23 protein-coding genes and 1 riboswitch are annotated in these 26,292 nt (G+C 65.3%); of the genes, 8 read left to right on the plus strand and 15 right to left on the minus strand.

Features of this window, described 5'->3' with window-relative positions; genetic code table 11:
- From gltB to RLDS_RS42045, 6 genes are all read right to left on the minus strand, one after another.
- Positions 1-4,518 (minus strand): glutamate synthase large subunit, encoded by a 4,518-nt coding sequence (gene gltB / locus RLDS_RS42020; RefSeq protein ID WP_021226420.1) that lies wholly within the window; start codon positions 4,516-4,518, stop codon positions 1-3.
- Positions 4,518-5,090 carry a DUF2059 domain-containing protein gene (locus RLDS_RS42025; protein WP_021226421.1) on the minus strand — a complete coding sequence of 191 codons (573 nt, stop codon included), beginning with the start codon at positions 5,088-5,090 and terminating at the stop codon, positions 4,518-4,520. The genes gltB and RLDS_RS42025 overlap by 1 nt, the downstream gene beginning before the upstream one ends.
- Before the next feature lie 23 nt (positions 5,091-5,113).
- Positions 5,114-6,565 (minus strand): NAD(P)-dependent oxidoreductase, encoded by a 1,452-nt coding sequence (locus tag RLDS_RS42030; RefSeq protein ID WP_021226422.1) that lies wholly within the window; start codon positions 6,563-6,565, stop codon positions 5,114-5,116.
- A gap of 165 nt (positions 6,566-6,730) precedes the next feature.
- Positions 6,731-7,540 carry an undecaprenyl-diphosphate phosphatase gene (locus RLDS_RS42035; protein WP_021226423.1) on the minus strand — a complete coding sequence of 270 codons (810 nt, stop codon included), beginning with the start codon at positions 7,538-7,540 and terminating at the stop codon, positions 6,731-6,733.
- Positions 7,541-7,647: 107 nt separating this feature from the next.
- Positions 7,648-8,574, minus strand: coding sequence for a complex I NDUFA9 subunit family protein (locus tag RLDS_RS42040; RefSeq protein WP_021226424.1), 927 nt, complete (start codon positions 8,572-8,574; stop codon positions 7,648-7,650).
- Positions 8,575-8,707: 133 nt separating this feature from the next.
- Positions 8,708-9,286, minus strand: a complete 579-nt coding sequence (locus tag RLDS_RS42045) for a TMEM165/GDT1 family protein (RefSeq protein ID WP_031298300.1) — start codon at positions 9,284-9,286, stop codon at positions 8,708-8,710.
- A 97-nt stretch (positions 9,287-9,383) separates the two neighbouring features.
- A riboswitch (yybP-ykoY riboswitch) is annotated at positions 9,384-9,491 on the minus strand.
- A 33-nt stretch (positions 9,492-9,524) separates the two neighbouring features.
- On the opposite strand from RLDS_RS42045, the gene RLDS_RS42050 reads away from it, so the two are divergent.
- Positions 9,525-9,938: a DUF1801 domain-containing protein gene (locus RLDS_RS42050; RefSeq protein ID WP_021226426.1), complete on the plus strand. Its 414-nt coding sequence runs from the start codon at positions 9,525-9,527 to the stop codon at positions 9,936-9,938.
- Between the two features lie 4 nt (positions 9,939-9,942).
- On the opposite strand, the gene RLDS_RS42055 is transcribed toward RLDS_RS42050, so the two are convergent.
- The gene (locus RLDS_RS42055; protein ID WP_021226427.1) at positions 9,943-10,821 is read right to left on the minus strand and encodes a 3-hydroxyacyl-CoA dehydrogenase NAD-binding domain-containing protein; all 879 of its coding nucleotides are present in this window, start codon (positions 10,819-10,821) and stop codon (positions 9,943-9,945) included.
- 175 nt (positions 10,822-10,996) lie between these two features.
- Here RLDS_RS42055 and RLDS_RS42060 point away from each other — a divergent pair, with 175 nt between their 5' ends.
- The 7 genes from RLDS_RS42060 to RLDS_RS42090 all read left to right on the plus strand — a co-directional run bounded on the left by RLDS_RS42060 (position 10,997) and on the right by RLDS_RS42090 (position 16,868).
- On the plus strand, positions 10,997-11,467 hold the full coding sequence (locus RLDS_RS42060) for a YbgC/FadM family acyl-CoA thioesterase (RefSeq protein WP_021226428.1): 471 nt from the start codon (positions 10,997-10,999) through the stop codon (positions 11,465-11,467).
- Complete coding sequence (gene tolQ, locus RLDS_RS42065) at positions 11,464-12,168, plus strand: protein TolQ (protein ID WP_009820524.1); 705 nt, start codon at positions 11,464-11,466, stop codon at positions 12,166-12,168. Before RLDS_RS42060 ends, tolQ begins: the two co-directional genes overlap by 4 nt.
- A 34-nt stretch (positions 12,169-12,202) precedes the next feature.
- The gene (gene tolR, locus RLDS_RS42070; RefSeq protein WP_021226429.1) at positions 12,203-12,655 is read left to right on the plus strand and encodes a protein TolR; all 453 of its coding nucleotides are present in this window, start codon (positions 12,203-12,205) and stop codon (positions 12,653-12,655) included.
- Positions 12,656-12,673: 18 nt separating this feature from the next.
- Positions 12,674-13,639 carry a cell envelope integrity/translocation protein TolA gene (locus RLDS_RS42075; RefSeq protein WP_021226430.1) on the plus strand — a complete coding sequence of 322 codons (966 nt, stop codon included), beginning with the start codon at positions 12,674-12,676 and terminating at the stop codon, positions 13,637-13,639.
- Positions 13,636-14,970 (plus strand): Tol-Pal system beta propeller repeat protein TolB, encoded by a 1,335-nt coding sequence (gene tolB, locus RLDS_RS42080; protein ID WP_021226431.1) that lies wholly within the window; start codon positions 13,636-13,638, stop codon positions 14,968-14,970. The genes RLDS_RS42075 and tolB overlap by 4 nt, the downstream gene beginning before the upstream one ends.
- A gap of 114 nt (positions 14,971-15,084) precedes the next feature.
- Positions 15,085-15,603, plus strand: a complete 519-nt coding sequence (gene pal / locus RLDS_RS42085; protein ID WP_009820520.1) for a peptidoglycan-associated lipoprotein Pal — start codon at positions 15,085-15,087, stop codon at positions 15,601-15,603.
- A gap of 218 nt (positions 15,604-15,821) precedes the next feature.
- Positions 15,822-16,868, plus strand: a complete 1,047-nt coding sequence (locus tag RLDS_RS42090) for a LacI family DNA-binding transcriptional regulator (protein WP_021226432.1) — start codon at positions 15,822-15,824, stop codon at positions 16,866-16,868.
- 17 nt (positions 16,869-16,885) lie between these two features.
- Here the strand turns inward: RLDS_RS42090 and RLDS_RS42095 are convergent, their stop codons facing one another.
- From RLDS_RS42095 to RLDS_RS42130, 8 genes are all read right to left on the minus strand, one after another.
- Positions 16,886-17,743, minus strand: coding sequence for a fumarylacetoacetate hydrolase family protein (locus tag RLDS_RS42095; RefSeq protein WP_021226433.1), 858 nt, complete (start codon positions 17,741-17,743; stop codon positions 16,886-16,888).
- 73 nt (positions 17,744-17,816) lie between these two features.
- Positions 17,817-19,214: an efflux transporter outer membrane subunit gene (locus RLDS_RS42100; RefSeq protein WP_031298301.1), complete on the minus strand. Its 1,398-nt coding sequence runs from the start codon at positions 19,212-19,214 to the stop codon at positions 17,817-17,819.
- Positions 19,207-20,109, minus strand: a complete 903-nt coding sequence (locus RLDS_RS42105) for an efflux RND transporter periplasmic adaptor subunit (RefSeq protein WP_021226435.1) — start codon at positions 20,107-20,109, stop codon at positions 19,207-19,209. Before RLDS_RS42105 ends, RLDS_RS42100 begins: the two co-directional genes overlap by 8 nt.
- Entirely contained in the window at positions 20,106-20,321 is a 216-nt protein-coding gene (locus RLDS_RS42110; protein WP_021226436.1) for a DUF1656 domain-containing protein, read from the minus strand. The genes RLDS_RS42105 and RLDS_RS42110 overlap by 4 nt, the downstream gene beginning before the upstream one ends.
- On the minus strand, positions 20,318-22,384 hold the full coding sequence (locus tag RLDS_RS42115; RefSeq protein ID WP_021226437.1) for an FUSC family protein: 2,067 nt from the start codon (positions 22,382-22,384) through the stop codon (positions 20,318-20,320). Before RLDS_RS42115 ends, RLDS_RS42110 begins: the two co-directional genes overlap by 4 nt.
- A complete protein-coding gene (locus RLDS_RS42120) occupies positions 22,381-22,836 on the minus strand; it encodes a MarR family winged helix-turn-helix transcriptional regulator (protein ID WP_031298302.1) in 456 nt (151 codons plus the stop codon). Before RLDS_RS42120 ends, RLDS_RS42115 begins: the two co-directional genes overlap by 4 nt.
- A gap of 124 nt (positions 22,837-22,960) precedes the next feature.
- Positions 22,961-23,260, minus strand: coding sequence for a hypothetical protein (locus RLDS_RS42125; RefSeq protein WP_021226439.1), 300 nt, complete (start codon positions 23,258-23,260; stop codon positions 22,961-22,963).
- A 23-nt stretch (positions 23,261-23,283) separates the two neighbouring features.
- Positions 23,284-26,166: a M16 family metallopeptidase gene (locus tag RLDS_RS42130; RefSeq protein WP_021226440.1), complete on the minus strand. Its 2,883-nt coding sequence runs from the start codon at positions 26,164-26,166 to the stop codon at positions 23,284-23,286.
- Between the last annotated feature and the right edge of the window lie 126 nt (positions 26,167-26,292).

Genomic DNA, 26,292 nt, shown 5'->3' on the forward strand with positions numbered 1-26,292 from the left:
TTATTCGGCCGCCACCGTTTGCGCCGGTGCGTCGCTCAGCGGATGCGTGAGGCGGTTCACCATTTCCTTGGGGCAGACCTGCCAGAAATAGCGCCGCCAGCGATCCCAATCATCCAATATGGTGTTGGACCAGCGGCTGTCCGTCGCCACCGCATGTTCGGCGATCAGCGCCTTCAACTGCGCTTCCCAATGGGCGCTTTCCAGCCGCTGCCAGATGATGCTTTCGGGATTGGCGCGCGAGGGGAAGCGGCCGTCCTCGTCCAGGATGAACGCCATGCCGCCCGTCATGCCGGCCCCGAAATTGGCGCCGGTTTCCCCCAGGATCACGGCCGTGCCGCCGGTCATATATTCGCAGCCATTGGCGCCACAGCCCTCGACCACGACCTGTGCGCCCGAATTGCGGACGGCAAAACGCTCGCCCGCCTGCCCCGCCGCGAACAGCTTGCCGCTGGTCGCGCCGTAGAGGACGGTATTGCCGATGATGGTGTTGTCCTTGGACGATAGCGGCGAGGATACGGTCGTGCGCACCTTGATGATGCCGCCCGACAGCCCCTTGCCGACATAGTCGTTGGCGTCGCCGAAGACTTCGAGCGTAATGCCCTTGCACAGGAAGGCGCCCAGCGACTGGCCGGCGCTGCCGCGCAGCCGGACGGTCAGATGCCCGTCGGCCAACGCCGACATGCCGAACTTCTCGGTGATGCGGGCAGACAGGCGGGTGCCGACCGCGCGATGCGTGTTGCGCACCGTGTAGGTCAGCTGCATCTTTTCGCCGCGTTCGAACACGGCGCGCGCATCCCTCATCATCTGCGCATCAAGGCTGTCGGGCACTTCGTTGCGCCATGCGTCGAGCGAGAAGCGGCGCTGCTCGTCGGGCGCATCGACCTTGGCCAGGATCGGGTTGAGATCGAGATCGTCGAGATGCTCTGCGCCGCGATTGACCTGCTTGAGCAATTCGGTGCGCCCGATCACCTCGTCCAGGCTGCGGAAGCCCAGCCGCGCGAGGATTTCACGCACTTCCTCGGCGATGAAGGTCATGAGGTTGATGACCTTTTCCGGCGTGCCGGTGAATTTCTGGCGCAGCTTTTCATCCTGCACGCACACGCCCACCGGGCAGGTGTTGCTGTGGCACTGCCGGACCATGATGCAACCCATGGCGACGAGGCTGAGCGTGCCGATGCCGAACTCCTCCGCGCCCAGGATCGCGGCGATGACGATGTCGCGCCCGGTCTTGAGCCCGCCATCGGTGCGCAGCTTCACCCGATGCCTCAGGCCGTTGAGGGTCAGCACCTGATTGGCCTCCGACAGGCCCATTTCCCAAGGCGTGCCGGCATATTTGATGCTGGTCTGGGGCGAAGCACCGGTGCCGCCGACATGGCCCGCGACCAAGATGACGTCGGCATGCGCCTTCGCCACGCCCGCCGCCACCGTGCCGATGCCCGCCTGGCTCACCAGCTTGACGCAGACCCGCGCGCGCGGGTTGATCATTTTGCAGTCGTAGATGAGCTGCGCCAGATCCTCGATCGAATAAATGTCATGATGCGGCGGCGGCGAAATCAGCGTCACGCCGGGCGTCGAATGGCGCAGCTTCGCGATGAATTCCGTCACCTTGAAACCGGGCAGCTGGCCGCCTTCGCCGGGCTTTGCCCCCTGCGCCACCTTGATCTCGATCTCTTCGGCGCTGCCCAGATATTCGGCATGGACGCCAAAGCGGCCCGACGCGATCTGCTTGATGACGCTATTGGCGTTGTCGCCATTTTCGTAAGGGGTGAAGCGATTGGCGTCCTCGCCGCCCTCGCCCGACACCGCCTTGGCGCCGATGCGGTTCATCGCGATCGCCAGCGTCTCATGCGCTTCGGGTGACAAGGCGCCCAGGCTCATGCCCGGCGTCACGAAGCGCTTGCGGATTTCGGTAGTCGCTTCCACCTCGTCGATCGGCACGGCTTCGCGCGCGAAGTTGAATTCCATCAGGTCGCGCAGATAGACCGGCGGCAAGTCACGCACGCCGCGCGAAAATTGCAGATAGGTCGAATAGCTGTCGGTCCCGACCGCGGTTTGCAGCAGGTGCATCAGCTGCGCGGAATAGGCATGGCTTTCGCCGCCATTACGCTGGCGGTAGAAGCCGCCGACCGGCAGGCGCACGACCGCCGCGTCATAGGCCGCCTGATGCCGCAGCATCGCGCTATAGTGCAGCGACTGATAGCCTTCGCCCGAAATCTTGGCCGGCATGCCGGGGAACAGGTCATTGACCAGCGCGCGCGATAGGCCGACCGCTTCGAAATTATAGCCGCCGCGATAGGAGCTGATGACCGCAATGCCCATCTTGGACATGATCTTGAGCAGACCTTCGTTGATCGCGGTGCGATAGCGTTCGACGCACTGGTCGAAGCTCAGGTCGCCGAACAGGCCGCGCGCATGGCGATCGGCGATGCTCGCTTCGGCCAGATAGGCGTTCACCGTGGTCGCGCCCACCCCGATCAGCACCGCATAATAATGGGTGTCGATCGCTTCGGCGCAGCGCACGTTGATCGACGCGTAGCTGCGCAGCCCCTTGCGCACCAGATGGGTGTGGACGGCGGCGGCCGCCAATATGCCCTGGATGGCGATGCGGGTTTCGCTGACATGCTCGTCGGTCAGGAAAATCTCGGTCCGCCCTTCGCGCACCGCCTGCTCGGCCTCCTGCCGGATGCGGGCGATCGCGGCGCGCAGCTGTTCCTGCCCGCCTTCGGCCGGGAAGGTGCAGTCGATTTCCGCGACCGCCGCGCCGAAATTGGCTTTCAGCCGCGCCCATTCCGCGCTGGTGACGACCGGCGATTCCAGCACCAGCACATGGCTGTTCTGCGCGCCTTCCTCCAATATGTTGTGCAGGTTGGAAAAGCGCGTCTTGAGGCTCATCACATGCCGTTCGCGCAACGGGTCGATCGGCGGATTGGTGACCTGGCTGAAATTCTGGCGGAAGAAATGGCTGATCGTGCGGGGCTTGTCGGAAATGACCGCCAGCGGCGTATCATCGCCCATCGATCCGATCGCTTCCTTCGCATCCTCGACCATCGGGCTGAGGATCAGCTCCATATCCTCCAGCGTCAGGTTGGCCGCGACCTGCCGGCGGGTCAGCTCCGCCTTGTCCCAGGCCGGCAGCGCGCTGGGCGCGTCGCCCAGATCATCGACGGTCAGAAAGTCCTTGATCAGCTCGCCATAGGGCCGCTCGCCCGCAATCTGGTCCTTGATCGCGCGATCGTCGTATATTTCGCCTTCCTGCAAGTCGACCGCGATCATCTGGCCCGGACCCATGCGGCCCTTGCGCACGATGGTGGTTTCGGGAACCACGACCATGCCGGTTTCCGATCCCACGATCAGCAGATTGTCGCCGGTCAGCGTGTAGCGCAGCGGCCGCAGCGCGTTGCGATCGACGCCGGCCACGACCCAGCGCCCGTCGGTCATCGCGAGCGCGGCCGGGCCATCCCACGGCTCCATTACGGAGGCGAGATATTCATACATGTCGGCATGCGCCTTGGGCAGTTCGGCATTGTCGCCCTGCCAGGCTTCGGGAACCAGCATCAGCTTGGCCGTGGGCGCGTCGCGGCCTGAGCGGCAGATCGCCTCGAACACGGCGTCGAGCGCGGCGGTGTCGGACGCGCCCGCCGGGATGACCGGCTTGATATCCTCCGACTGCTCGCCAAAGGCGAGGCTCGCCATCTTGATCTCGTGGCTCTTCATCCAGTTCTTGTTGCCGCGGATCGTGTTGATCTCGCCATTATGGGCGAGCGTGCGGAACGGCTGGGCCAGCCACCATTGCGGGAAGGTGTTGGTCGAATAGCGTTGATGGAAGATCGCGACGCGGCTTTCGAACCGCTCGTCCTGCAGGTCGGGGTAGAAGACCGACAGCGATTCCGCGAGGAACAGCCCCTTGTAGATGATCGACCGGCAGGACAGGGAGCAGATGTAGAAATCCTGAATCTGCGCCGCGATCACCTTGCGCTCGATCCGGCGGCGGATGAGGTAGAGGTCCTTTTCGAACTCGGCGACGTCGCGTTCCTCGGGCATTGGCCCGGCGATCATGATCTGCTCGATTTCCGGGCGCGTGCGCTGCGCCTTTTCACCGATGACCGACACGTCGACCGGCACCTGACGCCAGCCATAGATGGTGTAGCCCGCCTCGATGATCTCGCTTTCGACGATGGTGCGGCAGGTTTCCTGGGCGCTGAGGTCGGTGCGCGGCAGGAAGATCATGCCGACCGCCAGGCGATTGGGCAGCGGCTTGTGCCCGCCATCGGCGATCGCGTCGTCGAAGAAGCGCACCGGCAGGTCGACATGGATGCCCGCGCCGTCGCCAGTCTTGCCGTCCGCGTCGACCGCGCCGCGATGCCATACGGCTTTCAGTGCATCGATCGCGCTCGACACCACGCGCCGCGACGGCTTGCCATCAGTCGCCGCGACCAGGCCTACGCCACAGGCGTCGGATTCGAGATCAGGGTGATACATGCCGACTTCGGCGATGCGGAGACGTTCACGTTCATTCATCACAATTTCGCCTTTCCGCCCTGCTCCGGCAGCATTTCCTCAATTGCTCTTTGAAAGCCCTTGCGCCCGGCCTCTTCGCCGGCGACCCGTCCAAACTGTTCCCCCGCTGCGCCAATCTTTCGCTGCAAGTCGGGCAAAACTTTCAGACTTTTCAGTCCAGCTGGCGACCGATAAAAATCGGCCATCGCCTCTAACTCGTCCATCGAGAAAACCGCGGCATATTCCCGCGCGGCACTTGCCTTCATGCTGGGATATTGCAGCTTCACCGATTTGGCGAATTCCTCGCTCAAGATGGCAGTCAGCCGCGCCTGACCACCTTTTCCTTGAGAAATCAGCTTGTCCACCATCGCTTTACTGGCAGGATCCGCTTGCAGAATGCCGATGACGCTTTGAGCAAACAACGGATTCAAGGTCTGAAACATGAAATCCAACTGCTGTTCGTAGCCGGTAAGGTCGAGCAGCTTCAAAGCCGCCGAAACCTTCGGGTCCTCAGCGGATGCCGTCATCGCTGTTTGAGCAGTCACCAATGGCACGCTGCCAAGAGCAGCGGCGCACAGCACAACGAAGGACATTATGGGGCGGGCGCGCTTATGCCTCACGCCGCGACCCTTTCGCCCGAGGCAACCTTGGCCTTTGCCTTCAGATAGCGGTGCATATGCTCGGTCACGTCGCGCCCGTCGCGGATCGCCCACACGACCAGCGATGCGCCGCGCACGATGTCGCCGGCGGCGAATACGCCATCCATGCTGGTCATCATCGTTTTGTGGTCGACGCGCAGCGTGCCCCAGCGCGTGACCGACAGGTCGTCCGCGCCGAACAGCCTGGGCAGGTCTTCGGGGTCATAGCCCAGCGCCTTGATGACCAGGTCCGCCTCCAGCGTATGTTCGCTGCCCGGATCAGGTTCGGGCGCGCGGCGGCCCGACGCATCGGGCTGGCCCAGGCGCATCTTCGTCACCTTGACGCCGGTGACATGGTCCGTACCCTCAAAGGCGATTGGCGCGGTCAGCCACACGAACTCGACGCCTTCCTCCTCGGCATTGGCGACTTCGCGCTGGGAACCAGGCATATTGTCGCGGTCGCGGCGATAGAGGCACTTCACCGACTTCGCCCCCTGGCGGATGGCGGTGCGCACGCAGTCCATTGCCGTATCACCGCCGCCGATGACGACGACATTCTTGCCCGTCGCCAGCAGGGAACCGTCATCATGTTCGGGCACGGCGTCGCCAAAGCCGGCGCGGTTGGAGGCGGTGAGGAAATCGAGCGCCTTCACCACGCCGCCCGCACCCACGCCCGGCGCCTTGATATCGCGCGGCTTGTAGACGCCCGTCGCGATCAGGATCGCGTCATGCTTTTCGCGCAGTTGCTCCATGGTCGCGTCGCGGCCGACCTCGAAGCCTTCATGGAAGACGATGCCGCCATCCTTCAGCCGCTGGACGCGGCGCATGACAACATCCTTTTCCAGCTTGAAGCCGGGGATGCCATAGGTCAGCAGCCCGCCGGCGCGGTCATGCCGGTCATAAACATGCACCTCATAGCCCGCGACGCGCAGATATTCGGCGGTTGTAAGGCCCGCCGGGCCCGCGCCGATGACGCCGACCGACTGTCCCGTGGCCTTGCCGGGGACGAGCGGTTCGACCCAGCCTTCCTTCCAGGCGGTGTCGGTGATGAATTTTTCCACGCTGCCGATGGTGACGGCGCCGTGCCCGGAAAATTCGATGACGCAATTGCCTTCGCACAATCGGTCCTGCGGGCAGATGCGTCCGCAGATTTCGGGCATGGTGCTGGTGAGGTTGGACAGCTCATAGGCTTCGCGCAGCCGCCCTTCGGCCGTCAGGCGCAGCCAGTCGGGGATATGATTGTGCAGCGGGCAATGGGTGGAGCAATAGGGAACACCGCATTGCGAGCAGCGCGACGCCTGCTCCTCCGCCTTGTCGACAATGAAGCTGCGGCTGATTTCCAGAAAGTCGTCGGCGCGGTCGCCTGCGGCGCGCTTGTCGGGATAGGCCTGGCCCAGTCCTACGAATTTCAGCATCGGATTGTCGGCCATAGCGTGTCCTCAACGTCTGTGTCGGCCATGCGCATAGCAGAAAAACCCGCGCAGTCACGCGGATTCTGCCATTTAGGTCAGGTTAGATGACCTATTTATTTATTTGAAAAAGCAAAGATTGCGGGTCGTTAGAATTTTCTTTCGCCATATAGGTCCATGTCGGACCTACCTCAGCGCCAGCCAGACCAGAGCCGATGCGCCTGCAATGATTCGATACCAGGCGAAGGGTGCGAACCCATGTTTCGACACCAGCCCGACGAACGCCTTGATGACGACGATGGCGACCAGGAAGGACACGACGAAACCCAAAGCTATGCTGTCCCAGCCGACCGCTGCGCTGATGATCTGGTCCCCTTTCTTGAGAAGCTCGAGCGCGGTCGCACCCAGCATGGTCGGGATCGCCAGGAAAAAGCTGAACTCGGCCGCGGTGCGCCGCTCCACTCCCAGCGTCAGCGCACCCATGATCGTCGCGCCGGAGCGGCTGACGCCGGGCACCATCGCCAGACACTGGATGAAGCCGATGCCGATGACGCGGGCCAGGGGGATATCGGCAATGCCGTGGAACAGGTCCTGCTTCACCATCCGCTCGATGAGCAGGATGGCGACGCCGCCCGCAATCAAGGCCCAGGCGACCACCTGCGGCGCGCCCAGCAGAATCTCGATATAGTCGTGGAGCGCCAGGCCGATGATCGCCGCCGGGATGAAGGCGACGACCAGATTGCGCAGGAAGCGCCAGCTCACCGGCTCGCGCCGCAACAATCCCATCGCCACCGCCCAGAAGGTGCGCCAGTAAAGCACCACCACCGCCAGGATCGCGCCCAGCTGGATGACGACATTGAACATCGCCCAGGTCGACGCATCATAGCCCAGCAACTCGCTCGCCAGGATGAGGTGCCCGGTCGAGGACACCGGTAGAAATTCGGTCAGCCCCTCGACAATGCCCAGCAGGATGACGGTGAGGTAATGAAGGTCCATGGCGACGCCCTATTGCGCTTGCATAAAAAATCCTCCCCGATTGCGGGGAGGAGCATAACGGGCGGGACAGGCCGTGCCCGATCCCGCCCCGATGATGGCAGCGTGGATCAGGCGCGCACGCGCCCGGCGAAGCGCCCATGGCGGCGATAGCGCACCAGCCATTTGTCGGCGACGGCGGCCATGGGCGTCGCCGATACGCCCAGCGCATCGAGGCCCGGCGCGCCCGCGGCGGCGACATTGTCGCGGCCCAGCATCGCCAGCTGATCGCGCGTGATCGGTCCGCCCGGCAGCATTGCGAGCATCGAGGCGAAGCCGCCCGGCACGTCAACGATCGGCTTGTCCCGGCCGATCTGCTTGGCGATCCAGCCGTTGATCTCCTTCATCGACAGGATTTGCGGCCCGGCGACTTCATAGACCGTGCCGCCATGCAGGTCGGGCCGCTCGGCGGCATGGACGATCGCGTCCGCTACATCGCCGACATAGACGGGCTGAAATTTGGTCGCGCCGCTGATCACCGGAATGACGGGCATGGACGCGATGAGGTCCGCGAAGCGGTTGAGGAACTGGTCCTGCGGGCCGAAGATGATCGAGGGGCGGATGATCGTCGCGCCGGGGAAAGCCTCTTTCACCGCAGCCTCGCCCGCCGCTTTCGACCGGCCGTAGGCGGATGGGCTATCCGCGTCCGCGCCGATCGCCGACACATGCACCAGCGCGCGCACATTGGCGGCGGCGGCTGCCTGCGCGACATTGGCGGCGCCCTGATGATGGAAGGCGTCGAAATCCCCCGCCAATATGCCGACCAGATTGACGACGACATCACTGCCCGCGATCGCGCGCTCCACCGTGGCGGGCTTGCGAATGTCCGCGGCGACGAACTGGCTCTGCCCCAGCGCGCCCAGCGACTTCACCTTGACCGCGCTGGCAAGGTCGCGCTGCGCGATCCGCACCCGCGCGCCCCGCGCCATCAGCGCCTGCGCGACCTGCCGGCCCAGAAAGCCGCCGCCGCCGAAGATCGTAACCAGACTGTCCTTCATCACGCGCGTCCCATATCTTCCAAGCTGAAGGGAATGACTCTGCCCATCCCCTTGCAACAGCCGCCGCGCGCTGACAACCGCCCCGCGCGCGCGACGTTCCTTTTTTGCCTGTGCGGGGGCTGGCAAGCCCCGGTCAGCCGACCCAGCCTTGCAGGTCGGCGATCATCCACAGCCCCAGCAGCAGGAACAGCAGCGCGGCCGCCAGTTGCAGCGCGCGCATCGGCACCTTGCGGGCCAGCGCCTCGCCAAAGAGCACGGCGGGCACATTGGCGATCATCATGCCCAGCGTTGTGCCGGCCGTCACGGCGAGCAGATTGTCGAACTGCGCGCCCAGCGCCACGGTCGCCACCTGCGTCTTGTCGCCCATTTCCACCAGGAAGAAAGCGACCAGCGTGGTGAGGAATACGCCCGCCTTCGACGGGGCCTTGAGCGGGGCATCCTCGTCGATCTCGTCGGGGATCAGCGTCCAGGCGGCCATCGCGATGAAGGATGCGGCGACGGCATAGCGGAACCAGGGCTGGGTCAGCACGCCCGCGATCGAATGGCCGACCAGCGCGGCCAGAAAATGGTTGGCGATGGTCGCGACCAATATGCCCAGGATGATCGGCACCGGCTTGCGAAAGCGGGTGGCGAGCAACATGGCGAGCAACTGGGTCTTGTCACCCATTTCGGCGAGCGCGACGAGCGCGGCGGATGTCAGCAAAGCATCCATCAGGCAATCTCCGGGCCGGGCTTTTGCAACAGACACAATGCCACCGCCGCACTCCGCCCGGCCGGACAGGAATGCGCCGATGCCATTGGTCTCGCCCGATGCGGCTTGACGCCGCATCCCATACGCCACGACCTCTCGGCCGACTATGTTGACGCATGATCCGTCCCGATGCGGAACGGCTGGCTACTCCCCAGATGACGCGCTAGCCTCTAGTGCGCGGCGAAGGGAAAGGCAAGCCATGGCGCAGGGTAACAAGACGGTCGCAACGGGCGAGGCGGTGGAGGATATGCTCTCACGCATCGAACCACCCGAGCGCCAGGCCGACGCGCGGGTGCTGGCGGCGCTGATGGCCCGGTTGTCGGGCGAGCCGGCGACGATGTGGGGACCCGCCATCGTCGGCTTTGGCCGCTATCATTATCGCTATGACAGCGGGCGGGAAGGTGACAGCCTGCGCATCGGATTTGCGTCGCGCAAGGCGGAACTGGTCCTGTATCTTGCGGGCCTCGACGATGCGGACATGACAGCATTGGGCAAGCACCGGCGCGGCAAGGGCTGCCTCTATGTCAAACGCCTGCGCGACATCGACATGGCGGCGCTGGAAAGGCTGATCATAAAAAGCCTCGCCCATATGGACGAGGCTTATCCGCGCTGACGGCTTACCGGGTCGGCACGGGTTCCGGCCCGGAATAATCGTAAAAGCCCCGGCCGGTCTTGCGGCCGTACCAGCCCGCTTCGACATATTTGACCAGCAGCGGCGCGGGGCGATATTTGGGATCGCCGGTGGTGCCCTGAAAGACCTTGAGCACTTCCAGGGCAGTGTCGAGCCCGACGAAATCAAGAAGCGCCAGCGGCCCCATCGGATGGTTCAGCCCCAGCTTGCACCCTTGGTCGATGTCGGTGACGCTGCCCACGCCTTCGCCCAGCACGAACACCGCTTCATTCAGCATCGGCAGCAGGATGCGGTTGACGACAAAGCCCGGCGCGTCGAACGCATGGACCACGGTCTTGCCGATGCGCGTGGCATAGGCTTCCACCGCCGCCACAACCTCGGGCGTGGTCGCCAGCCCGCGGATGATTTCGACGAGCACCATCACCGGCACGGGATTGAAGAAATGCAGGCCGATGAACCGCCCGGCGTCAGGGGCGGCCTGCGCCAGCCGGGTGATGGGAATGGACGATGTGTTGGTCGCCAGGATCGCGTCCTTGCCCAGCAGCTTGCCGACATTGCCGAAGATCGCGCGCTTCACCTCCTCGCGCTCGGTCGCGGCCTCGATCACGAACTGGGCGTCGGCCAGCGGCGCCAGCTCGCCCACCGGCGTGATGCGCGCCAGCACCGCGTCGGCTTCGGCCTGGGTCATCTTTTCCTTGTCGACCGCGCGGGCCAGCAGCTTGGCGATATTCGCCTTCCCCTTCTCCGCGCGCGGCAGGTCGATGTCCGACAGGATGACATCATAGCCGGCCTGCGCCGACACCTGCGCGATGCCGATGCCCATCTGTCCCGCGCCAATGACGCCCACGGTGCGAATATCCGTCATGCCAATCCTCCCTATCAATTCGTCCAACCCCTTAATCGCAGGGCGCAGGCAAGACCAGAGGTAGGTTCCTATCATTATGCGCAGCCGGACCGATCAGGCGGCCAATCGAACGGAATGGCGCTTTGGGCGATTTTCCCGCTTTGCCTCTCGCCCGCGCCATGGTTAAAAGCCCGCCATGTCCTTGTCCGACCCGATGCCAGCGCCAGCGACCGGACGCTTCTTGTCCTCAGTGCATCATTTTCCGCTGCGCATCTATTTTGAGGACACCGATCTTTCGGGCCTGGTCTATCACGCCAATTATCTGCGCTATATGGAGCGCGCCCGGTCCGACATGCTGCGCATCGCGGGCATCGACCAGCGGAGCGCGCATGAAGGGGGGAGCGGCGTCTATGCCGTCACCGACCTTGCGATCCGCTATCGCCGGCCCGCGCGGCTGGACGATGAGCTGATGGTGGTCAGCCGCGTCGCCGCCGTGCGATCGGCCAGCTGCACCATTGACCAATCCGTCATGCGCGGCGACGAAGAGCTGACCAACGCCACCATCACCGTCGCCTGGCTGACGCCGCAGGGCCGCCCGCAACGCCAGCCAAAGGCCTGGACCGACATTTATACCCGCCTTTGCCAAGGGGAAGACATCCACCCATGACGCTCAACCTGCCCGCCGGCGCGATGACCGACGCCGCGACCATTTCCCCGCTCGCCCTGTTCCTTCAGGCCGATATCGTCGTCAAAGGCGTGATGATCGGCCTGTTGCTGGCCAGCATCTGGACCTGGGCGATGATCATCGGCTTCAGCGTCACGCTGCGCAAGGCCAGCAAGGAAAGCCGCAAGTTCGAAGCGGACTTCTGGAAGGCCGAGGATATCGACCGTTTCTACGAAGCACGGGGCAAGGGCAGCTTCCCGGCGGCCAAGGTCATGGCCGCCGGCGTCACCGAATGGCGCCGTTCGACCGCGCAGAAGGTGATCGACCGCGAAGGGACGCGGGACCGCCTGTCGACCGTCATGTCCAGCACCATCGCCAGCGAGGTCGATCGCCTGTCCGACCGGCTCAACATATTGGCGACGATCGGATCGGTCGCGCCCTTTGTCGGCCTGTTCGGCACGGTCTGGGGCATCATGCGCGCCTTCACCTCGATCGCGGCGGAACAGAATAGCTCGCTGGCCGTCGTTGCGCCGGGCATCGCCGAAGCGCTGTTCGCGACCGCCATCGGCCTGTTCGCCGCCATCCCCGCGGTCATCGCCTACAACCGGTTCAGCCATGGCATCAACCGGCTGGAAGCGGCGATGACCCGCTTTGCCGACGGCTTTTATTCGACGCTCAGCCGCGAGCTGGAGGCCCAGCGATGAACTTGGGCATCGCTGCAAGAGCGGGAGCGCGCTGATGGCGATGGCGGGGCCTCCCTCCGGCCGGCGCGGGCGCGGACGCGCGCCCATGGCCGACATCAACGTGACGCCACTGGTCGACGTCATGCTGGTGCTGCTCATCATCTTCATGGTGACAGCGCCGCTGCTGGTGACGGGCGTCCCTGTGAACCTGCCCGAAACCCGCGCCAAGGGGCTGGACCAGGACGCCAAGCCCACGGTCGTGTCGATCGACCGCGACGGCGGCCTGTTCATCGACGACGCGCAGATCAGTGACGCTGAATTGCCCGACCGCCTCGCCGAAATCATGGCCGCAAATGCCGGCAAGGCGGAAGCGCCGCAGATTTTCCTGCGTGCCGACACCGCGCTCGACTATGGCCGGGTGATGCGGGTCATGGGCGAGCTGAACCGTGCGGGCCTCAACAAGGTCGCGCTGGTCAGCACCGGCTCGGACAGCGACGGTTCAGAATAGGGGCCATAGGTCGGTCATATGGAGCGCGCGGAAAAGATCGGCCTTGGCGTCGCGACGGCGGGACATGTCCTCCTGTTCGGCTTGCTGTCGGCCGGATTCCTCTCGACCCCCAATCCTCTCAAGCTCAACAGCCCGCCTATGGACGTGAGCCTGGTGGACGAGGTGGCGCTCAAGTCCATGGCGCCGCAGATATCGACACAGCCGCCCCCGCCCAGCGTCGCCCCGGACCAGGGTCCGACCGAAGAGGCCGCGCCTGCGCCTGAACCCGCGCCGGCGCCGGAACCGACCCCCGCGCCGCTAGAGCCAACCCCCGCCCCTCCGCGCCCCGCGCCCAAAGAAGCCCCGGCCAAGCCGAAAGAAAAGCCCGCGCCGCCCAAGAAGGCGACCGCAAAAACGCCTGCCAAGCCCAAGCCGGCGGCTGAAAAACCGGCGGCCAAGGCGAAGCCCAAGCCCGAAAAGCCGACGCCAAAGCCTGCCGCCGCCGCGCCCGCCAAATCATCGAGCAAAGCCAAGAAGACCAGCGACGCGCCGGCCAAGGCGTCGGGCGCGGGCAAGGCGGACAAGCCGCGCGGATCGCTGCTGGGCAAGGATTTCCTCAAGGGCATCGACACCAGCGCCGACGCACCGCGCAAGGCCGCGCCGCCCCCTGCGGCTGCCATGGGACCGGCGCAGAAATCCGCGCTCGACGCGGAAATCCGTCGGCAGTTGAAACCGCACTGGCGTCCGCCTTCGGGCGCGGACGCCGACCAACTCGTCACCTTGCTGGAGGTGCGGCTGGACAAGAGCGGCGCGCTTGTCGGCACGCCGCAGGTGATCGACCAGCTTGGTGTCACGGCCAGCAACCGGCCGCAGGCCAAGCTGCACGCCGAACGCGCGATCCAGGCCGTGAAACTCGCCGCCCCCTTCAGGAATTTGCCACCTGAATTTTACGACCAATGGAAATGGCTCCGGCCACTCCGCTTTGACGCGAGGCTGAACCGATGAAGACCCCCTTCCTGCGCGCTTTGTCGCTTGCGACCGCCGCGCTTGCCGCCATCCTGGCCGCGCCCGCCATGGCGCAGTTGTCGGTCGACGTGACCGGCGACATTGACAGCAATCTCAAGATCGCGGTGCCGCCCATGCCCGCGCAGCAGCAGGCAGACACGCCCGCAGGATCGGCCAGCGACCTTGGCCGCAAGATTGCCGAAGTCATCGCGTCTGACCTCAAAGGCTCGGGCCTCTTCGATCCGTCCGGGCCAAGCGGCCTTCCCGCCATCCCCTTCCCCGAAGTCACCTTCCCCCAATATCAGAAATGGGGCGCCTATCAGGCGCTGGTGCAGGGTTTCGTGCGCACGAGCGGCGGCGAATCCGACATTACCGTGGGCTGCTATCTCTACGACGTCGCGCTGCAACAGGAACTGACGCGACAAGGCTATGTCGTCGCCCCGCGCGACTGGCGGCGCGCCGCGCATAAATGTGCCGACGCCATCTATGCGCGCCTGTCGGGCGAAAGCCCCTTTTTCGACAGCCGCATCGCCTATATCGCCGAAAGCGGCCCCAAGGGGAACCGCACCAAGCGGCTCGCCATCATGGATTCGGATGGCGCGAACCATCGCTTCATCACCAACGGCCAGTCGATCGCGCTCACCCCTCGCTTTTCGCCGGACTATAAATCCATCGTCTATGTCAGCTATCTGGGCAGCCGGGTTCGCCTCTATGTCTATGACATCGGCACGGGGCAGCAGCGGCTGGTAACGGAAAGCAACAATCCGACCTTTGCGCCGCGCTGGTCGCCCGATGGCCGCAACATTCTCTTTTCTATGGCGGTCGCGGGCAATACCGACATTTACCGCATCTCCGCCAATGGCGGATCGCCGGTGCGCCTCACCAATTCGCCGGGCATCGACGTGGGCGGCAGCTATTCGCCCGATGGCAGCCGCATCGTCTTCGAAAGCGACCGGTCCGGCGGCCAGCAGCTCTATGTCATGAATGCCGACGGGTCGAACCAGCGCCGGATCAGCCATGGCGGGGGCCGTTACGCGACCCCAGAATGGAGCCCGCGCGGCGACCTTATCGCCTTCACCAAGCTGTCGGGCGACTTCAAGATCGCGGTGATGTCGCCCAATGGCGACAATGAACGGATATTGACCAATGGCTGGCAGGACGAACAGCCCACTTGGTCGCCCAATGGCCGGGTGCTGCAATTCTTCCGCACCACGCCCGGACGCCAGGGCACCAGCCAAGTGTGGCAGGTCGACCTGACCGGCGTCAACGAACGCCGCATCCCGACGCCGCTCAGCGGGTCCGACCCGGCCTGGGGACCACTGCTTCCCTGACCAGGGTCCGGGGAACCCAATCGTCTTGACAGCGTAACGATGTTTACAGACCCTGTCGCCGCCCCCTCCCCCCTTCAAGCCGGGCGGCAGACAGCGCAACAAGGAGACCTTGTGATGAAATTGTCCCGCACAGTGCTGGCCGCGAGCGCCATCATCGCTCTTGCCGCCTGTTCCAAGAAGCCGCCGGCCGAACTGCCGCCCGCGCCGGGCGGCACGGATGCCGGCAGCACCATGCCCACCGGCCCCGCCACGCCAGCCGGCCCGCGCAAGGGCAGCCAGGAAGATTTCGTCGCGTCGGTCGCGTCCGACCGCATCTTCTTCGGCCTCGACCAATATGATGTCGATGCCGAGGACCAGGCGACGCTTCAAAGCCAGGCCGCCTGGTTGCAGCAGAACCCCTCGGTGCGCGTCACGATCGAGGGCCATGCCGACGAACGCGGCACGCGCGACTATAATATCGCGCTGGGTGAGCGCCGCGCCAATGCCGCCAAAAACTATCTCGCCTCGCTCGGCATCGATCCCGGCCGGATCACCACCGTCAGCTATGGCAAGGAACGCCCGGCCGCTCTGGGCTCCGACGAAGCGGCCTGGGCGCAGAATCGCCGCGCCGTGACCGTCACCATCCAATATTGATCGGAACCACCGGTTTGGTCTGACCAAAGGCCCGCTCGTCCGAAAGGACGGGCGGGCCTTTTTCTCTGCGCGAACAAATCTGCTGACAAGCCTGCCAATTTGCCTGATGCCGTTTCTCGCCTGGCGACAACACGGGCAGGACGCTGCTGATGATCTCCGGTCGACCCCTGATCGCTCCAATTTTCCTTTCGCCGCAAATTGGCTAAGGGTTGGGCAAGATGCAGAGAAACGACCGCAAGCCCCCCACGATCAAGGATGTGGCCGCCCATGCGGGCGTGTCCGTCATGACCGCATCACGCGCCATCAATGGCAGGGCGCTGGTCAGCCCCAGCGCACGGCAGGCAGTGGCGCAAGCCGTGGAAGCGCTGGGCTATGTCCCCAATGCGTCGGCCCGCGCGCTCGCCGGCGGTGCGGACCGGCGCGTTGCCCTGCTCTACAGCAACAGCACCACCTCGGCCTATCTTGGCGAATTGCTGCTGGGCGCGCTTGCGGAAGCACCCCAACGCCACCTGCATCTGGTGGTCGAACAATGCGCCCCCGGCGCCTTCGCGCAGGAAATTGTCGATCAGGTCGCGCAGGCGCATGTCGCCGGCGTCATCCTGCCGCCGCCACTTTGTGACTGGTCTGATCTTGTCGACCGGCTGTCCGACCGCGACATCGCAGTGGTGGCGATCGCACCTGATCGCGATGGTCCCGACCGGCTTTCAGTGGGCACCGACGATCGCCACGCCGCCTATGACCTTGCCCGTCATCTGATCGACCTGGGGCACCGCCGCATCGGCTTCATCCAGGGCAACCCGCGCCACCGGGCCAGCGCCCGCCGGCTGCAGGGGTTCCGCGATTGCCTGGGCGACCATGGCATCGTTGTCGAGGACGACCTGATCGCTCCAGGCGACTTCTCCTTTCGCAGCGGGCTGGACGCCGCCGAACAGTTGCTGGGCCACGCGACGCCCCCGACCGCCATCTTCGCCTGCAATGACGACATGGCGGCTGCCGCCATCACCGTCGCGCATCAGCGCAAGATGAACGTGCCGGGCGACATCAGCATTTGCGGTTTCGACGACACGCCTCTGGCCAGCGCCATCTGGCCAGCGCTCACCACCATCCGCCAGCCTATCCGCGACATGAGCCGGGAGGCCATAGCCCTTCTGTCCATGCATTTTCGCAGCCGCGACGAAGGCGGTGACGACGACAGCCTTGCCACAATCAGGCTCGATTATCAGTTGATCCGGCGCCAATCCGATGCCGTGCCTGCACGGCACTAACGGCCGCCCTCCTCCGTTCAGCCCAGCCGCGCGTCACCCAGATCACGCCAAGGGATTACGTGCTGACGCTGCGCGCCCAGCTTTTCGATGCCCAGTTCCATCACATCGCCGGCGTTCAGGAAGATCGGCTGTGGTTTCTTGCCCTCGCCCACGCCCGGCGGTGTACCAGTGATCATCAGATCGCCGGGATAAAGGGTGACATATTCGCTGACATAGGAAATCAGCTGGGCCACAGTGAAGATCATCGTCCTCGTATTACCGGTCTGCATCCGCACGCCATTGACGTCGAGGTGCATGGCCAGTTGCTGTGGATCGCCCACTTCGTCCGGCGTCACCAGCCAAGGGCCCACGGGACAGAATGTGTCATGTCCCTTGCCCTTTGACCATTGCGTGCCACGTTGCTTCTGGTTGAACCTTTCCGACACGTCGTTGACCAGGACATAGCCAGCCACCTTCGACAAGGCCTCATCCTCGCTGACGTACCGGCAGGTTTCGCCGATCACCACACCCAGTTCGACTTCCCAGTCGCTATGGGTGGAATCTTTCGGCAGCATTACCGGGTCGTTCGGGCCGTTGAGCGCCGACAGCGCCTTCATGAACATGACCGGCTCGGTCGGGATCGGCAGGTTAGATTCGATGGCATGATCCTCATAATTGAGGCCGATGGCGACAATCTTGCCGATGCCCTTGATCGGCACGCCGTAACGCGGCGCACCCGCCACGACCGGAAGCGTCATCACATCGACCTCCCTGACGGTCGCCAGTGCGTCGATCGTCAGATCCGGCACAACGCCCGACAGGTCGTGTATCTCGCCGTCAGGACCAATGATACCCGGCTTTTCCTGGCCCTGCTGGCCAAAGCGGCAGACTTTCATGGCATATGTCTTTCTTTGTCGGATCGATGGGCTGCACTGTGCCGTGTATAGAGCTCTTGTCGCGTCGATCCAGTCACCATCCCCCGCCCAGCGTCAGGAACAGCGCGATCTGATCCTGCACCAGTTGCGCCTGCGCCGATGCCGCCGTCACCTCGGCGCTCGCCTGGCTGCGCTGCGCGTCCAGCAGCGACAGGAAATCGCCGCGCCCAAAGCGGAACAGCTTGCCCGCCTGAGCCGCCGACACGCCCGCGCTTTCCCGCGCCCGGTCCAGCGCCGCCGCCCGTTCAGCATCGCGGCGATAGGTTTCAAGCGCGCTTTCGGTCTGGCGCAGCGCCTCCAGCACGGTCGCGTCGAACCCGGCCAGATCGCCGCGCACCTGCGCATCGGCCTGGGCGATGCGGGCGCGGATCACCGGGCGATTGGGGAAGGTCCAGCTGATGAGCGGCCCCAGGCTGAAGCCGAAGGCGGACCCCGACCCGAAATCCTCAAGCGGTCCCGACAGGCCGACCGACCCGCCGATGCTGACCTGCGGATAAAGCTGCGCCATGGCGACGCCCAGCCGCGCGGTATCGCCGGCGATCGCCCGCTCGGCCTGCCTGATGTCGGGCCGGCGCCGGATCAGCGCCGCGCCATTCCCCACCGGGATCGGCTGGCGCAGCAGCGGCAGGTTGGCGCAATCTTCGGCTGCGCGGGGATAATCGGCAGGCGGCCGCCCCAGCAAAGTCGCCAGCAGATAGAGGCCGTTCTGCCGCTGCGCCACAAAGCCGGGCAGCGCCGCCTCGCTCGTCTCCACCGCCGCCTGCGCCCGGCTGACATCGAAGGCGGTGCCGCGCCCGCCCCTGGCCAGCCGCCGCGTCGCATCCAGCGTCTGACGCTGCAACGCCACCACCCTGCGATTGACGGTCAGGCTGTAATTGGCCGCGCACACCTGCGCATAGGCCTGCGCCGTTGCCGCCGCCACGCTGACGCGCACATAGTCGCGCGCCGCCGTCACCGCCTCGACGTCAGCGGCGCTCGCTTCGATCGCGCGACGGATCCGGCCGTTCAGGTCCAGCGGATAGGCCGCGCTCAGCCCCAGATCATAGCTGACGAATCCGGGCAGATGCTGCGCCACGCCCGATGGCCGGGACAGCGTCTCGCCGCCGCTGATCGCGGTCGTCACCTGCCGCTCCGCCTCCGCCTCGCGCAGCACCGCCTGCGCCCGTTCGACATTGGCCTGCGCCTGCCTGAGGTCGGCGTTGGCCGCCAACGCCTCTGCGACCAGCGCGTCCAGCTGCGGGTCGGCATAGAGCCGCCACCATTGGTCGGGCAGCGGCGCATTGCTGAACTGCGCGCCTTGTGCCGAATGGAAATCGCCCGTTGCCGCCGGCGCGGTCGCGACGGATGCTTGCGGAAACTGATAATCTGGCCCCGCCGTCGTGCAGGCGGCCAGGCTTAGCGCCAGCAGCGGCGCGCCCATCGCTTTACGCATGACGGCAATCCCCCGGCTTGGCCTCCTTCGCCGCCGGCTGCACCGTCACCGTCGCGGTCCGCCCGGAAATCAGCCGCAGCCCCGCCGACACCTTGTCCAGCCGCACCCGCACCGGAATACGCTGCGCCAGCCGCACCCACGAAAAGGTCGGCTCGACCGACGGCAGCAAATTGCCCGCATTCGACCGGCTGTCGTCATTGATGCCATAGGCGATGCTGTCGACCCGGCCGTGAATCTCGCGCTCCTCGCCCATCAGCTTCACCGTCACCGGCGCACCAATGCAGATGAGCGGCAGCTTGGTTTCCTCGAAATAGCCCTCCACCCGCGTCGAATCGCTGTCGATCAGCGCCATGGCCTGGCTCCCCGCGCCGACATAGTCGCCCGGATGCAGGTCCAGATTGGTGACGACGCCATTGACCGACGCGCGCACCTGCGTGCGTTTGAGGTTCAGCGCGGCGGCATCGCGCCCGCTAAAGGCTTCGGCCAGCGCCGCCTGCGCCGTCTCCACCCGCGCCAGATTCTGCTCATGGGTTTCGGCTGCGACCAGATCGCCCAGCGCCGTGTCGCGCCGCGCCTCGCGCCGCGCCTGCGCCAATGTCGCCCTGGCGCTGGCGATCTGCGCCTCTGCTTCCTCCAGCGCCAGCCTGTAGCGCGGCGTGTCGATGACGAACAGCAGGTCGCCTGCCTTCACCTGCTGATTGTCCCGGACGGCGACCGACGTCACAAGCCCGCTGATGTCGGGCGTCACCCGCACGACATCGGCGCGCACCCGCCCGTCGCGCGTCCAGGGGCTGCGCTCATAATGATTCCACATCCATATGGCGGCCAACAGGGCGGCGATGACCAGGATGATGGTGGCGGCGCTGCGGATCAGCGTTGCGGGAATGCGGTTCATAAGCGGATTCCAAGGGTGGGGACGAGGATGGAGAGGCCGCAGAGGATCAGCACCAAGAGGCTGAGGTCCACGGCGGCGCGATAGGCGAGAAAGCGATAAAGGCCAGCCGCGCCGATCAGGCGGGTCACGACCCAGGTCAGGACCAGCGCGACCAGCGCCAGCAGCAACAGCGTCGGCACATAGACGCCGCCAAGAGCGATTTCTCCGGTCATGCGGCAGCCCTCCTGTGGCCGGGCGCGTCGGGGAAGAGATTGCGGCGCAGGCTGACCAGCGCCAGCACGGCATCGCGCCGGACCGAAGGCCGCGCATGGCCGCCCAGATCGTCGATCGCGCCGTCGATCGCCGACAGCAGCGCCGGATCGGCGGGCGCTGGCGCATCCGGGTCCAGCGCGCGATAATGGTCGCCAACGCCCGCCAGCACCCGCGTCAGCGGCGCGCCATCTTGCGGGTCGAGGTCGATACGCAGCTGGCGCAATTCCCCGATGGCGGCGCCGGTGCGCAGGTCGCGCAGCGCATCGTAGAGCGGCGCGCCGCTGTCCTGTCGTGTGGCTGCCAGGCGCGGGGCCAGCAGCGCGATGCGGTCGAGCATCCGGTTGATCCATGCGCGCACATCGGGCGCGCCCTTCACATTGGCGCGGTTGGCAATGTCGATCCAGCCGGCGCGGACGGTGCGACGGATTGCGCGCTCGACGCCCGCCGACTGCAACAGGCCCGCCATGATGATCGCGAACCAGATGCCGACCAGCTGCGCCACTGCGCCATTCGCATAAGCCGCAAAGGCGTTCACATAGCGATCGGACAGCAACACAGGGCTGCCCAGCCCCAGCAGCGTCGGCAGCGCAATGCCCATCCAACGGGGCGACGCCATCATCGCGCCCAGAACCAGCAAGGGCGGCGCATAGGCCAGCGCCAGCATGGCAAAGCCATCGAGGCGCGGCATGATGACATAGCCATAGATCGCCCCCAGCCCCGACGCGATGATGGTGCCGATCATGAAACCCTTGAGCGGCGCGATCAGATTATCCTGCGCCGCGAACAGCGCCAGGAACACGCCCGCCAGCATCACCGCCGTCCCCCCGTCCTTCCGGCCGCTGCCGATCCACAGCGCACAGCCGATGGCGACGGTCAGGAATGCGCCGAACGCAGCGCGCAGCGCGCCGGCATAATCGCGATGCAGTTCGCGGTTGCGCCGCCCTTCCAGCAATTCGGCGACGCGCGGCGTCACGGCGCTGCGGCGGTGCGTCAGCATCTGGTCCAGCAGGTCGCGGCAATCGCGGTGCGCCGCGATCAGTGTCGCCAGCCGGGCGTAGAGGCTGAGGCGCATCATGTCGGCCCACCCCATGTCGCCCGTCGCCTGCGGTTCCATCGCATGGCATCGGTCGATCAGCGCCTGCGTCCGCTCCGCCCGCGTCGCATTATCCGGGGCCGGCGTCTCCAGCCAGGACCGCACATCGGCGATCAGCGCCTCGACCGGCGCCGGCACCACACCGCCATTGGCGGCCTTCAGCTGTGCCAGCCGATCCTCCACCGCCGCGCCGAGCGGCAGCAATAGCGACAGCTGATCCTGCAAGGCCCGCACCGTGCGGATGCGCGGCGCCAGCCGGCTGATGTCGAAGGGCAGATGCACCGACATCTGGTGCAACTCGGTGACGTCCTGCGCCAGCCTGCGGCGTTCGGCGTCCAGCCCCGGCACCGGATCGGTGGCGATGGCATCGCGCGACCAGCGTTCCGCATCGCGCAGGATCGCCTCGACCCGGCCCAGCAGCACGCCGGTGACGGAGCCGGGCAGCACGACGCCATGCACCAAGGTGCCGCTCAGGATGCCCAGCGTGATTTCCTGCACGCGCAGCGACGCAACGGTAAAGATGGTCTGGGGCGAATCCACGTCCGGAAACACGATCAGGCAGGCGGTATAGCCCGCCAGCACGAACATATAGGATCGCGGCGTCCGGTCGAGCAACGAGACGAACACGCACAGGCCCAGCCAGGATGCCATCGCCAGCGTCAGAAGTTCCGGCGCGTTGATAAGGGGCGGCACGACCGCCACGGAAAAGACCGCGCCAGCCAAGGTTCCGATCACGCGGAACGCCCCTTTTGAAATGACCGCGCCAGCCATGGGCTGCGCGACCATATAGCTGGTCAGGAACGCCCAATAGGGCCGCTCCAGCCCGATGTGAAAGGCCAGGAACAGGGATAGCATCGCGGCCATCAGACATTTGAGCGAAAAGAGCGCGGCCGGCAGGCCGATCGCTTCGCCCAGGGGACGGCCGGTCATGACTGGCTGCGTTTCTCGGCGATGCGCTGTCCGATCAGGTCCAGCAATTCGACCATGATCTCGATCGCCTCTTCGGGAATGTCGCGCAGCAATTGGTCGCGCAAGACGCCCAGCTTCTGTTCGATGCCACCCACCAGGTCGCGCCCGGCAGGAGTCAGGGTGATGATGTTGGACCTTTTGTCGCCCGGATGCACGGCGCGCGCGATGAAGCCGCTCGCCTGCAAATTGTCCAGCGTTCGCACCAGCGACGGCTGGCGTATATCCAGAGCTTCGGCCAGGTCCGCCTGCCGTACGTCGGCGCCCATTCGGTCGATATGGATCAGGCACCATCCCGCGCTGTTGGACACGCCGAACTCGGCCAGCGCGTCATCCGCCAATTGCCGCCATTGGCGCGCAACCGGGGCCATTTTGTGCGCCAATGCGCGACGGGGATCATCAAGGGGGTCAGTCATTAGATAGCTAACTAATGACTTTGCGATATTTTTGCACCTGTCAATTTTGCTGTCACAGATGCAAGATTTGCACATCCGCCGCCGGAACGCGAAAAAGGTCCCCGTTCCGGCGGCGGAAATGATGTCAGGCCCGGCGGGTCCCGTTGAAGGCCGACGCGCCGAACGCGCCCAGCTGCATAGTGCCGGTGATGGCGTCGCCCGCCACTTCCGCCTCGCATTCCAGCGTCATCGGCATCGGCATGGTCATTTCCATCTTCCAGGTCAGCTTGTCGCCATCGACCTTGCCATCGACCACGTCGAGCGATCCCATCATGCCGGCAAAGGTGCCGTTGAACCGGTCGCCGTTGCTGACGACGGTGAAGACGCCCTTCTGGTCGCCCATCGGCGTCTTGGCCACGCAATCATAAGCGCCATCCACTGCCATAGTCCTTCTCCTTTACGTTGGCGTCAATCAGCCAATGTGCCCATTTCCACCGGCAGGCCCACCGCGTCAAGCTGCGGCCGCACCTGTTTGACGTCGCCCACCACGACCCAGATCAGATTGTCGGGGTTGATCGCCTCACGCGCGGCCTTGTCCATGTCGGCAGCGGTCATCGCGCGATAGGTCTTGGGCAACGTCTCATAATAATCGTCCGGCCGGCCGATCAGATGGTTGCGCATCATCGCGCCCAGCAGTTCGGACGATGTTTCGAAACTGCCGGGCAGCGACAAGATCTGGCTGTTGATCGTCTGGTCGCGCTCCGCCTGGGTGGTGCCCTTGGTGGTCAGATACTCCTTCACATCCTGCCGCGCGGCGATGATCGATTCGCCGGTCTTGTCGGTCTGCACCGGGGCATAGACCAGCAGCGGGATCGTTTCCTTGACGCCCGGCAATGCCGTGCCCGCGCCATAGGCCCATCCCTTCGTTTCGCGCAGGTCCATCGTCAGGCGCGACGTGGTGCTGCCGCCCAGCACCTCGTTGGCGGTCAGCAGAGTCACCGGATTGTCGGTTCCCGCCTTGTTCGTCAGCACCCCCGCCAGGATCAGCGATTGCGGGCTTTGCGGCTTGTCGATCAGCACGATGCGCGACGGGCGCATCATCCTGTCCATGCGGAACAGCTTGGTCCCCTTCTGCGCCGCCGGCGCCTTCCAGTCACCGAACCGCTTTTCGAGCAGCGGCATCATTTCGGCCAGCGTGGTGTCCCCCGCCACAAAGATGGTCGCATTGTCGGGGCGCATCCATGCGTTATGGAAAGCGGTCAGGTCCGCCCGCGTCACGGCTTTCACGCCGCTTTCCGTGCCCGACCCGGTGAAGGGAATGCCATAGGGGTGCGCCTGCCCATAGAGCAGCGGCGGCAGCATGCGCTGCGCGATCGCCATCGGCTCGGTCTTTTCCGCCGCGATGCGGGTCAGTACCTGGCCGCGTAGCCGCTCGACCTCCTCGGGGCGGAAGGCGGGATTGCGGATCACATCGGCCAGCAGGCCCAGCGACGCATCCAGATTGGGCTTGAGCGCGAACAGCCCGACGGTCGTGCTGTCCATGCTGTTGGCCGCGCTGATCGCCGCGCCCAGCCGTTCCTGCTCCTCGGCAATCTCGATCGACGACCGGGTCGTCGTGCCTTCGTCCAGCAGCGCGGTGGTCAGGCCTGCCGTCCCCAGCTTCGCCTTGTCATCGGCGGCATTGCCCGCGTCGAACGCCACCGACACCCGAACCGTCGGCACGGCGTCGCGCCGGGCGAAGACGACCGGAATGCCGTTCTTGAGCGTCCCATGCTCGACGTCGGGAAAGTCCAGATCCTTGACCGGCTCGATCGGTGGCTCGGCGATCCTAGTGGGGGCCGGCGGCGTCGCAGCGGCGGGAGCCGGCGCGGCGGGATCACGAAAATGCGCCGGCTGGTGCGTGGCGCCTTCTGCCTTCACATTCCCCGCCAGCGCATTGTCGGCGGCGCTACGCTCGCCGGGCGCGACAGTCAGGCGCAGCACCGGGCGGCCCAGCCATTTGCGCGCGGCCGCCGCCACACTCTGCGGCGTCGCGGCGGCGTAGATCGCCAGGTCCTTCTTATATTTGGCCGGATCGTCGGAATAGACCGCGCCTTCGGCCAGCGTCACCGCCTTGCCGGTAAAGCCGCCCACCTTTTCCAGCCCGCCGATCGTGCCCGACAGTTGGCGGGTCGCGGCGCGCTGCACCTCGTCGGCGCTTGGCCCGTTGGCCAGATAATCGGCCAGCAACTGGTCCAGCCGCTTGCCCACCGCGATCGGGTCCACGCCCGGTTTCACGTCGACCGTGATCTCCGCGAGGCTCAGCTTTTCGAACGGCTGCATGCTTGCCTTGACGCCCACAGCCACCTTCTCGTCCCGCACCAGCGCATTGTCGAGGCGCGATGAACCCAGGCCGCCGAACACCGCCAGCGCCAGGTCCAGCTGCGGCAGGTCGGCGGAATTGACGCCGGGCACCACCCAGTTGCGATACAGCCGCGTGGCCGCGACATTGTCGTGCATCATCACCTCGGCGTCCTTCGCCAAAGTGGGCACGCTGGCATCCACATCCTGGGGCGCGGGGCCGGCCGGGATGTTGCCGAACCATTTTTCGACCTTCGCCTTCGCCGTCGCCGCGTCGATATCGCCGGCCAGCACCAGCACGGCGTTGTTCGGGCCATAATGGGTCTTGAACCACATCTGCACGTCAGCCAGGCTCGCGGCATTGAGATCCGCCATCGACCCGATGGTCGAATGGCGATAGGGATGGCCTTCGGGCATCAGCGCGGCCAGCTGGGCATATTCCACCAATCCATAGGGCTCATTTTCGCCCATGCGCTTTTCATTCTGGACGACGCCGCGCTGCGTATCCAGCTTCACTTGCGTCACCGCGCCCAGCAAATGCCCCATGCGGTCGCTCTCCAGGAACAACGCCCGATCAAGTGCGCCAGTCGGGACCGTTTCGAAATAATTGGTGCGGTCAAACCAGGTCGTGCCGTTCCAGTCGGTCGCGCCGATATCCTCCAGTCGCCCGAAAAAAGGCCCGTCGGCATTTTCCGAGCCATAGAACATCAGATGTTCGAACAAATGGGCAAAGCCCGTCTTGCCCGCCGGCTCGTAGCGCGACCCGACATGATACCACACCGACACCGCGACGATCGGCGCCTTCCGGTCGGTATGGACGATGACGCGCAGGCCGTTCTTCAGCGTGAATTCCTCATAGGGAATATCGACCTTGGCGACCAGGCTGGACAAGGGCGCGGGCGCGGCGCTTGCAGCGGTCGCCTGCGCGGCGGCAGGCAGGCTGGGCATCAGCGCGATCGCCGACAGGCCGATCAGCAGGGGCAGGCGGCGCGACAGGGAGGATAGGGTCATCGAAGGGCCTCTGGCAGGAGCATGTGGACCATGGGACGCAGACGCGTCCGAAGGACCTGCACCATAGCGAGGCGTGATAGGCGCGCAATACGCAAAGGGTGGACAGCGACCCTGCGGGACGGCAAT

The organism is Sphingobium lactosutens DS20 (assembly GCF_000445105.1).
Classification (GTDB): domain Bacteria; phylum Pseudomonadota; class Alphaproteobacteria; order Sphingomonadales; family Sphingomonadaceae; genus Sphingobium; species Sphingobium lactosutens.